Raw genomic sequence first — 10305 nt, forward strand, 5'->3', positions numbered from 1 at the left:
CGAGTTGCCATTTGGACATAAGTGATTTCCTGACAGGCAAGAAGCCAGCTATTTCGCTGGCTTCTTAAACGGATTAGCCAAATTTAGGTAACACATTAAAGACGTTACCGAACCAGCATAAAATTACGGTTATACCAAAGAGAATGACAATCGCCGGAATAAGATTGCCGCCCCAGACCGTGAACATCTGATTGGGAAATTTCTTGCGAGCTTTGATTGCCAGCACCGCGGGGATAATGACTGCCCAGATGGTGGCGCACAACCCGGCACCGCCGATCCCGTAAATAAAGCCGTTTGGGAAGACGAGATATAACAAAGCAGGTGGCAGGAAGGTTAACAGCACGGTTTTGAAACGCCCGCCGTGGGAGTTATCAATCTTAAACAGATCCGCCAGATAATCGAACAACCCCAGTGTGACACCAAAGAACGAACTGGCGACAGCTAAGTTAGAGAACACCAGCAGGCAAAACTCGATAATGCCGTGCTGTTTGGTGCCGAGGAACGATTTCACCAGCGAATCAACGTTGCCGCCTGAAGAGATAATCGCCTTAAAGCTTTCTCGCGGAATGTTCCCCATCGTGCAATAGAGCCAGAAGAGATAAATCACCAGCGCCAACAGCGAACCGAAAACCACGCTTTTGATTAGCTTATCTTTGCGTTTGCCATAGCAAATAATCAGGCTGGGAATATTGCCGTGGAAACCAAATGACGCCAGACACACCGGCAAAGCCATAAAGATATACGGGAAGTAAGACGTTCCCGCCGTGGTGCTGGTGGCATCGCGCAGAATGGAGTAATCGACCTGGAAGAAGAAAGAACCAAACACGATCACAAAGGAGATAATTTTCAGCCCGAGGAACAACGAGGTAATACGGCTGGCGGCTAACGAGCTTATCCACAATACGCTGGCAACGAAAATGGCTGTGCAGATCCCGACAATACGTGGATTAGCGTGATAACCCAAATTCATTGATATCGTTTCACTAATGATCGCACCATTAGCAGAGATATAGGCATAAGTGAGGATATAGAGAACGAAGGCAACGGTAATACCGCTGATAATGTTCCAGGTGTTACCGATTAAATCTTTGGTGATGGTGTTAAAACTGGAGCCGACGGGATAATTTAAATTTGCTTCTAATAATAATAACCCGGAATGAAGCATTGAAAACCAGGCAATGATAAGGATAAAGGCACCCCAGAAAAACCAGGCACCGGCAAGATCAACAGGTAAAGCAAACATACCTCCACCGATTACTGTACCTGCTATAACCATAACACCCCAAAATGCAGAGTGCTTTTTTTCAGCTTGATCAGTCATGATGCCACCTTTAGAGGAAGGCTATTTTTGTTATTGAAGATGTAGGGAGTTAGAGTGGCTAACATCCTTATAGCCACTCTGAATGTATTAATTAAACTTCTTTCAGTTTTGCGGTGAAGTGACGCAATACTTTTGGCTCATAGGTAAAGGTTAACCCTTTAATATTCGCCGCGTTCTCTTTCACATGTTTGAAGGCTTCAATAATGAAGTCCATATGTGTTTGGGTATAGGTTGCGCGCGGAATGGTTAAACGCAGCAGCTCAGCCGGGCACGGCAACTGTTTACCGGTTTTCGGATCGCGGCCTAACAGGAAAGAACCAATTTCTACCGCACGGATACCGGCAACTTTATACAGTTCGCAGGCCAGCGCCTGTGCCGGGAATTGATCTGCCGGGATATGCGGCAGCAGTTTACCGGCATCAACGAACGCCGCGTGACCGCCCGCCTGTTGGCAGACAACGCCAATCTCTTCCAGACCATCGACCAGATACTGCACCTGCGCGATACGATAAGCCAGCCAGTCCAGATTCATGCCGTCATACAGACCTACCGCCAGACGCTCCATCGCGCCGCCTTCCAGGCCGCCATATGTCGGGAAGCCTTCCTGTACCACGCAAAGGGTTCTGCACTCGGTGTACACATCAAAGAAGCTGTCGTCTTTCACGCATAGCAGGCCGCCCATCGGCACCATTGCATCTTTCTTGGCGGACATGGCCAGCATATCGGCATATTTGTAGGTTTCGCGGGTGATCTGCTCGATAGTCCAGTCTTTGTATTCTGCTTCACGCTGCTTGATGAAATAGGCGTTTTCGGCAAAGCGTGCGGAGTCCATGACCACCGGAATATCGTATTTCTTCGCGATGCTGTACATCGCTTTTAAGTTTGCCAGTGAAACCGGCTGACCACCTGCGGAGTTACTGGTGATGGTTGCAACGATATACGGCACGTTATTCGGGCCAACTTCTTCAATACCGCGTTCTAATCCCTCAAGGTCAAAGTTGCCTTTAAAGTCGTAACGCACGCCAGTATCGAAGGCTTCTTTGATATAGACGTTACGCACGGTACAGCCGTTAATCTGGCTATGGCCCTGAGTGGTATCAAAGAAATAGTTAGAGAACGCCACCATTTTGCTGCGATCCAGGCCCTTTTCCTGCTCGCGTTTTTTAATCAGTACCGGAATATAGATTTGTTCTGCACCACGGCCCTGGTGAGTCGGAATGGTGTATTGATAACCAAAGATATTTTTCACTGACTCGGCTAACGCATAGTAGCTGCGGCTGCCGCTGTAGGCTTCGTCGCCGCGCATCATCGCGGCCTGCATACTCTGCGTCACTGCCCCGGTGCCGCTGTCGGTCAGTAAATCGATAAACACATCTTCACTATCCAGTAGGAACGGGTTCATACCGGATTTAATAATTGCCTCTTCACGGTAAGCGCGAGTCGTACGTTTTACTGGCTCAATAACACGAATGCGGAATGGTTCAGGGAGATGTTTAAAGTTTTCCATTACATAATCCTTCATTTATTTTAATTACAGTGATCCCTGTGAATATGATATTTGCAATATCTATTAATTCGCCAGTTATATATGCCAAGACCATCATTTACTAAAACAAGTAAATAAATGAGAGACAGCCTTTGCAAAAAGCAAAATTAAGATATAGCAAACGAATCGATCACATTGAATCTAATCGGTTTGGCTCTGGTGATGGCTACAGAAGGGCAAATCAAGGGCGGTGATCGACAATCTTGTTGTCAATATTGAACCATTTTGAGGTCACACATATATGTAAGATATTCATAATGCACTTATCCTCGAAAGACACGAGGCTACAGTATAATACTCAAGAAATTTGTCTATGCTGAAATTGTTTAAATGTGAATCGAATCACAATTAGTTATTGGCTGTGTTTGTGGGAGCTGGCGCATACGGAATATTAACATAAATCCGTGGGTGGATAATTTTTTAATTTTTATCATTATTGTTGAAGGTGATGGCATTGATTATAGGGATACCATTACAAGGAGCTTTTTCCCACGTTGACGTGTCGCGGTTTACTCACCTCATTACCAGGTCGATGACCTTATAGGGAAATGACGTAAAAAGACGAATAACTCTATAAATGAGCGAAATTTGATAGTTGATATTTAAATAGTAACCTTATTATTACTACAACTTTCATATGAATGAGGAGAAAGAAAATGGTTGATAACGTAACTGTTAGCAGAGTATGTGTACAATCTTCTTCTTTCATACCTGATTTGGATGGAGGAAAAAATAAAACTCAATTAATCGTTGACGATATAGTGTCGTATCTTAAAAATCCTTCATTTTATTCACTTGAAAAAGCGGGTTCATTAAGTGATTTTGTTAATAATAGCAGTGAGATTGAACCATGGGTTTTTATCGGTGGTGGACTTATTATTATTGTCTCCACATCTGAGCAAGACCCTGAAAGTATGATTGTAACTGTGGGGGATGCTGAAGGAAAGTATGCTACACAGATTTTTGTACCGCCTGCGCTTACAACATCCCTCAAAGATATTTTTATTCGCTCTCATACGAACGCAGATGATGAGAGTTTTACTAAAGAGCAGAAAAAAGCTAATAGTAAATATGATATTGTAGATTATAACTGTAAGGTTTATTTTAATGAAAAACCAGAAGATTTAGTCGTGTGCAGGCATATTTCTCTGCAGTATTGTATAGATTCAATGAATGAAAATACAGGTAAAGTTCCATTGAAGGAATGCTATTCAACTCCAGAAGGGATACAGCAACATTTTCCATACGAGCTTGATCAGCAATTTGATAATCTAATAAACAATCCACCACCAGGTACATGCGTCGTTGCTAGTGACAAGTTCGGGGAGATATTATCTGTCTTCTTTCACAGAATGGAAAAAGAGAAGTTAACGCATATGGCGGCAATCGTTAAATCTCAAAAACACGCTATGGCCGTCCGCTTGAGGATAAAACAAACGCCTGCCGGAGAAACTGAATATGTTGTATCCTTTTATGATCCTAATGCAACCAATACTGCAGTACGCTATAAAGCAAAAAACTGTGATTCTTTTGGGTCATTACAATCATTTATAAATATTGAGTTGGCGAATATAAAATGGGTAAAAACAGAGATTTGCTCCGAGTGTGTAGGCATAATTCCTTATCTCCCTCGAGAGCAGGCCCATTTATTAAGTGGTATAGAAAATGAATTGCAACCACCATTATCACCATCAGCATTATATCTATTAATGCAAATGGGGACGTATGAAAATATTGTTCTTTTTTTCGATAAGTTAAGAAATTCCCAAGAAATGACAGTATCAAAGGTTCTTGAGATTCTTGCTGCTAAAGGACCAGGGGGAACATATGGGTTATATATGTCACTGCAACACGATAATCTTAATAAGATTAATGAATATATAACAAATTTAAAAGAGTTGGCCCGAAAATTTAACTTTAGCCGGGAAGACCTGGAAACTCTACTCCTTGCGAAAGATAACCGTGGTGTGAGCGCGATTTCTGTAGCGTTATCAAAAAATAAAAAAGAAAGTGTCAAGGCATTGTTCTTGGCGATAGATGACTTTGAGAAAGAGTTTGGGGTAAATAAAAATGAAATACTTCTTAATATAGGAAAAAAAATATGCTCAACTTATGATTTAAATAGCGCTATTAAAACCAATAATTATAATATTGTTAATATATTGCTCGCCAATATAAAAGCCAAAATGTTTAAAAATGAAATAAATAAAGAAGATATATTGAAACTGATGGCAGCAAGAGAAAAATGGACGGGGGAGTCAGACAAATGGACGAAGGCATCAGGCTTATATTCTGCGATAGTGAAAGGGTATACGGAGATTGTTGCCGCCTGGATGGAGACAGCTGATGTGATAGCCAGCCATTATGAAAATGATAAAGATGTGGTGAGCGAACTACTGTCGCTGAGCAGAAATAATGCCGTCTGCTCTTTGCATATTGCAAGCTTTAAGAAAATGAGTAAACAGGTCATTGACGTATATCTGAATGCGGCGATTCGCCTGGCGTTGCAACACGGATTCACTTTCGATGAAATTGTGGAGCAGTTTACCCGTGACTTTGATGGCAAGCCATTCTCTCATGTGGTAAATAACGGGGATGATATACATATGGGACTCTGGCTGAAAATATTCAAAATTGTGGTTGGTGAAAATGAAAATTACCTTAAAGATGTGATGATGCAGCTGGAAGAAAAGAATAATGAAGGTAAATCTGTAATAAGTCAGGCAAATGGCAATCCTGTACTTAAAGAACTATTCTGGAAAGCAGTAGACGAATTTAACTTTCCGCAAGAGGAGCTTAATAGGTTAAAGCAATATCGTTCTCTGTAAAGACAGGACTGCAAGGTGTTTAAAGTCGCTCCAGCCAGTAGCAAATGCAGTTTTGGTGCAGGATGCTCATAAAAAACAAGCGCTGTTCCGTTCTGATAGTTAGTTTCCCCAGAACGGAACAGTGCCCTTTATATCAATTTAGACGACTCACTTACCAATACAGAAGCTGGAGAAAATTCGCCCCAGCAGGTCGTCAGAAGTAAATTCTCCGGTGATCTCGCTTAAATTCTGCTGCGCCAGACGCAGTTCTTCCGCCAGCAGCTCGCCTGCCCAGGCTCCTAACAGTTGCGCTTTACCCTGTTGCAGGTGCTCTGCCGCCTGTTCCAGTGCCTGTAGGTGACGACGACGCGCCAGGAAGCCGCCTTCCATGTTGGTGTCAAAGCCCATGCTCTGTTTGAGATGGTTACGCAGCACATCCACGCCTTCACCAGTCCTTGCCGAGAGACGAATTAACGCGTGACCGTTCACTTCACTCATCCCCAGCGTTTCGCCGGTGATATCGGCTTTATTGCGCACCACAGTGATCGGCAGTTTCGCTGGCAGACGGGCGATAAATTCCGGCCAGATCTCTGCTGGATCAACAGCGTCTGTCGTAGTGCCATCAACCATAAACAGCACGCGGTCGGCCTGTTCAATTTCCTGCCACGCGCGCTCGATCCCAATACGTTCAACTTCGTCACTGGCTTCACGTAGTCCGGCGGTATCGATGATATGCAGCGGCATTCCGTCAATGTGGATATGCTCACGCAGCACGTCACGCGTGGTTCCGGCGATATCAGTCACGATTGCCGCTTCACGGCCCGCCAGCGCGTTCAGTAGGCTTGATTTACCGGCGTTTGGACGCCCGGCAATGACGACTTTCATCCCTTCGCGTAACAAGCTGCCCTGACGAGCCTCGGCGCGTACTGCGTCGAGATCGGCAATCACGTCATTGAGCTGGGCTTCAATTTTGCCGTCGGAGAGGAAATCGATCTCTTCATCGGGGAAATCAATTGCCGCTTCGACGTAAATGCGCAAGTGGGTGAGGGCTTCCACCAGATGGTTAACCCGTGCGGAGAACGCGCCTTGCAGCGAGTTTAGCGCTGAGCGCGCCGCCTGTTCCGAGCTGGCGTCGATAAGGTCTGCAATCGCTTCGGCCTGGGCTAAGTCGAGTTTATCGTTCAGAAATGCGCGTTCGGAAAACTCACCAGGGCGAGCAATCCGCAGGCCGGGAATAGTCAGAATGCGTTTTAACAGCAGGTCGAGGATCACCGGACCGCCGTGACCTTGCAGTTCCAGCACATCTTCGCCGGTGAATGAGTTCGGGCCAGGGAACCATAGCGCAATCCCCTGATCGAGCACGCTGCCATCGGCGTCTTTAAACGGAAGATAATCGGCGTAGCGCGGCTTAGGCAGTTTACCCAGCACGGTTTCGGCAACCTCACGGGCTTTGAGGCCGGAGATGCGCAGGATGCCAACGCCGCCACGTCCCGGAGGCGTGGCCTGGGCTACGATAGTGTCATTATCGCTCATGATGTTCCTGTTACTTTGTGTGGCGGATGCGCGGTGCTTATCCGCCCTACGAAAAGAAAAAAGGCGGTCAACTGACCGCCCTTATTTTAGCGAAAACTCACCGAATCAGGATTTTTTCTTCTCGCGGCTATGCAGGCCACGTTTTTCCAGACCACGGTAAATCAGCTGTTGCTGAATAATGGTAACCAGGTTGCTGACGATATAGTACAGCACCAGACCTGACGGGAACCACAGGAAGAACACGGTGAAGATGACCGGCATAAAGGTCATGATCTTCTGCTGCATCGGGTCGGTCACAGTGGTCGGCGACATCTTCTGAATGAAGAACATCGTTACGCCCATCAGGATCGGCAGGATGTAGTACGGGTCCTGTGCTGACAGGTCGTGGATCCACAGTGCAAACGGTGCCTGACGCAGTTCAACGGAACCCATCAGCATGTAGTACAACGCCAGGAAGATTGGCATCTGGATCAGCAGCGGGAAGCAGCCGCCCAGCGGGTTAACCTTCTCAGCTTTGTACAGCGCCATCATTTCCTGGCTGATACGCTGTTTGTCATCGCCCAGACGCTCACGCATTGCCTGAATCTTCGGCTGCAGCATACGCATCTTCGCCATGGAGGTGTACTGCGCTTTGGTCAGCGGGTACATGATGCCACGAACGATAAAGGTGATGATGATAATGGAGAAGCCCCAGTTACCCACAAAGCTATGGATCCATTTCAGCAGTTTGAACAGCGGCTGAGAGATGAACCACAACCAACCGTAATCAACGGTCAGATCCAGGTGCGGAGCAACTGCTGCCATTTTGTCCTGGATTTCCGGGCCAACCCACAGGGTGCTGTTCATTGCGCCAGTCTGACCAGGCTGAACCAGTACCGGCTGAGATTTATAGCCGATAGCGGCGATGCCGTTACCCAGATTAGCGGTGTAGAAGTTGTTGGTACCGTCGTTATGCGGGATCCACGCAGTCGCGAAATACTGTTGCAGCATCGCCACCCAACCACCTTTCGAAGAGATGTTCAGGTTTTCGTTATCGGCAATGGTATCAAACTTATATTTCTCGTACTTCTCGTCAGGCGTGGAGTACGCCGCGCCACGGAAGGTGTGCAGTGCGAAGTTGCTGCTTCCGGTGTCGAGATGCGGTGGCAGTGTAATGGATTGCTTCAACTGACCAAAGGTGGAGATCTCCAGCGGTTTCTCGCCAGCGTTCTGCACGTTGTAGTTGACGTTGACAGCGTAATCACCACGTTTCAGGACAAACGTTTTGGTAAACGTGTTGCCTGCCGCGTCGGTATACGTCATCGGCACCTGCAGTTCGTTTTGACCTTCAGCCAGCACATAAGCGTCTTTTTCAACGTTATACAGCGGACGCGGGCCGTTAGCCGGGTTATCCGGGCCATCACGACCGGTCAGACCGCTCTGTGCCTGATAAATAAACTGCGGTGAAGTTTCCAGCAGCTGGAACGGCTGGGTAGAGTTCAGCTCTTTCGGGTAAGCAGGCAGCAGAGCTTGCTCAACATCACCACCACGGGTGTTGATGGTCAGATCAAGCACGTCGGTCTTAACCGAGATCAGTTTCCCCTGGCCACTGGCCGGTACGCCCTGGTCGGCGGCGCTACCCGCTGCGGTAGTCGTTGTCTGCGTGGTCTGTTGGGCCTGAGGTTGCGGGTTTTTATCCTGCTCCCAGGCTTGCCAGATCATGAAAGACACGAACAGCAAAGCGATGACTAAAAGATTGCGTTGCGAATCCATCGTTAGTGTTCTCTGGTATCAAATGGTCCGGGCGGGACGGGATCGTCACCACCAGGGTGTAAAGGGTGGCATTTTAATACGCGTTTCACCGTCAACCAACTGCCTTTTATCACTCCAAACCTGCGCAATGCCTCAATTCCGTAGCTTGAACAGGTTGGAGTGAAACGACAATGCGGCCCGAGTAGCGGACTAATCAGGCGTTGATAGACCCGAATGAGGGCTATCAGGACCCGCGAGCCAGGCGACAGTGGCGGCGCCATAATTTTTCCAACGCTTCCGAGAGAGCACGGTTATCGAGGTCGGCAACCCCTTTTTTCGCCACCACCACGAAATCCATAGCCGGGAGTTCATGTTGGCGCAGACGGAAGCTTTCACGCGTCAGACGTTTAATCCGATTGCGTTCATGGGCGCGTCGAACGTTTTTCTTGGCGACTGTAAGACCGATACGGGGATGCCCCAGCGAATTCAGGCGGCCGAGAATGGTAATTTGCGGCGTGCCAGCCCGTTGTGGCTGCTGGAAGACGAATGTGAATTGACTGGGAGTTAACAAGCGTAACTCCCTGGGAAATGCGAGCTTAACCACTCAGGGGTTAGCTTTATTACTTAGAAACGGTCAGACGAGCGCGGCCTTTAGCACGACGACGTGCCAGAACCTGACGACCATTTTTAGTAGCCATACGAGCACGGAAGCCGTGAGAACGGTTGCGCTTCAGTACAGACGGTTGAAAAGTGCGTTTCATGGCGATTTCTACCTAAACTTGAATAAATTCAATGGCTTTATTGGATATCCGCCGAAAAATGAAACGATGGACACCGAAGCCATGGGTGATTAAAGAGGCCGGATTGTAATAATTGTACACTCCGGAGTCAATTCTCTTTCCTTATTTACCGCGCTTTTCCGCACCTTTTCGCAGGGAAAACGTACGGCCTCACACCGGTGAAAACCAGCATGGCGCGCCGGGTGGAGGATTATACGGGCTGACGGGTAAAGCGCAAGGATCGTCCTGGATCTTTATTAGATCGATTAAGCCAATTTTTGTCTATGGTCATTAAATTTTCCAATATGCGGCGTAAATCGTGCCCGCCTCGCGGCAGGATCGTTTACACTTAGCGAGTCCTGGATCATCCTGTGGATAAATCGGGAAAATCTGTGAGAAACAGAAGATCTCTTGCGCAGTTTAGGCTATGATCCGCGGTCCCGATCGTTTAGCAGGATCTTGATCGGGCATATAACCGCAGACAGCGGTTCGTGCGTCACCCTCAAGCAGGGTCTTTTCGACGTACGTCAACAATCATGAATGTTTCAGCCTTAGTCATTATCGACTTTTGTTCGAGTGGAGTCCGCC

The 10305-nt window shown here is 47.2% G+C and carries 10 protein-coding genes; 1 reads left to right on the forward strand and 9 read right to left on the reverse strand.

The window, feature by feature from the left end; translation table 11 throughout:
* Positions 1-73: 73 nt before the first annotated feature.
* The 3 genes from tnaB to tnaC form a co-directional block, all read right to left on the reverse strand.
* Entirely contained in the window at positions 74-1321 is a 1248-nt protein-coding gene (tnaB, locus tag AABJ99_RS23760; protein ID WP_000131914.1) for a low affinity tryptophan permease TnaB, read from the reverse strand.
* A gap of 91 nt (positions 1322-1412) precedes the next feature.
* On the reverse strand, positions 1413-2828 hold the full coding sequence (gene tnaA, locus AABJ99_RS23765; RefSeq protein WP_001365206.1) for a tryptophanase: 1416 nt from the start codon (positions 2826-2828) through the stop codon (positions 1413-1415).
* A gap of 220 nt (positions 2829-3048) precedes the next feature.
* Positions 3049-3123, reverse strand: a complete 75-nt coding sequence (gene tnaC / locus AABJ99_RS23770) for a tryptophanase leader peptide (protein WP_001364348.1) — start codon at positions 3121-3123, stop codon at positions 3049-3051.
* Between the two features lie 400 nt (positions 3124-3523).
* Between tnaC and AABJ99_RS23775 the strand changes: the two genes are divergently transcribed.
* On the forward strand, positions 3524-5695 hold the full coding sequence (locus tag AABJ99_RS23775; protein WP_338387466.1) for a ShET2/EspL2 family type III secretion system effector toxin: 2172 nt from the start codon (positions 3524-3526) through the stop codon (positions 5693-5695).
* 147 nt (positions 5696-5842) lie between these two features.
* Here AABJ99_RS23775 and mnmE read toward each other — a convergent pair whose 3' ends face one another.
* The 6 genes from mnmE to AABJ99_RS23805 all read right to left on the reverse strand — a co-directional run bounded on the left by mnmE (position 5843) and on the right by AABJ99_RS23805 (position 10009).
* The gene (gene mnmE, locus AABJ99_RS23780) at positions 5843-7207 is read right to left on the reverse strand and encodes a tRNA uridine-5-carboxymethylaminomethyl(34) synthesis GTPase MnmE (RefSeq protein ID WP_001282361.1); all 1365 of its coding nucleotides are present in this window, start codon (positions 7205-7207) and stop codon (positions 5843-5845) included.
* Positions 7208-7312: 105 nt separating this feature from the next.
* Positions 7313-8959: a membrane protein insertase YidC gene (yidC, locus tag AABJ99_RS23785; protein WP_000378258.1), complete on the reverse strand. Its 1647-nt coding sequence runs from the start codon at positions 8957-8959 to the stop codon at positions 7313-7315.
* 2 nt (positions 8960-8961) lie between these two features.
* Positions 8962-9219: a membrane protein insertion efficiency factor YidD gene (gene yidD / locus AABJ99_RS23790; RefSeq protein ID WP_001307474.1), complete on the reverse strand. Its 258-nt coding sequence runs from the start codon at positions 9217-9219 to the stop codon at positions 8962-8964.
* Positions 9183-9542: a ribonuclease P protein component gene (gene rnpA, locus AABJ99_RS23795; RefSeq protein ID WP_000239730.1), complete on the reverse strand. Its 360-nt coding sequence runs from the start codon at positions 9540-9542 to the stop codon at positions 9183-9185. The genes yidD and rnpA overlap by 37 nt, the downstream gene beginning before the upstream one ends.
* A gap of 16 nt (positions 9543-9558) precedes the next feature.
* Positions 9559-9699, reverse strand: coding sequence for a 50S ribosomal protein L34 (rpmH, locus tag AABJ99_RS23800; protein ID WP_000831330.1), 141 nt, complete (start codon positions 9697-9699; stop codon positions 9559-9561).
* Positions 9700-9928: 229 nt separating this feature from the next.
* Positions 9929-10009, reverse strand: a complete 81-nt coding sequence (locus AABJ99_RS23805; RefSeq protein ID WP_122134670.1) for a hypothetical protein — start codon at positions 10007-10009, stop codon at positions 9929-9931.
* Positions 10010-10305: the final 296 nt, after the last annotated feature.

Source organism: Escherichia coli, assembly GCF_036503815.1.
Classification (GTDB): Bacteria; Pseudomonadota; Gammaproteobacteria; order Enterobacterales; family Enterobacteriaceae; genus Escherichia; species Escherichia coli_F.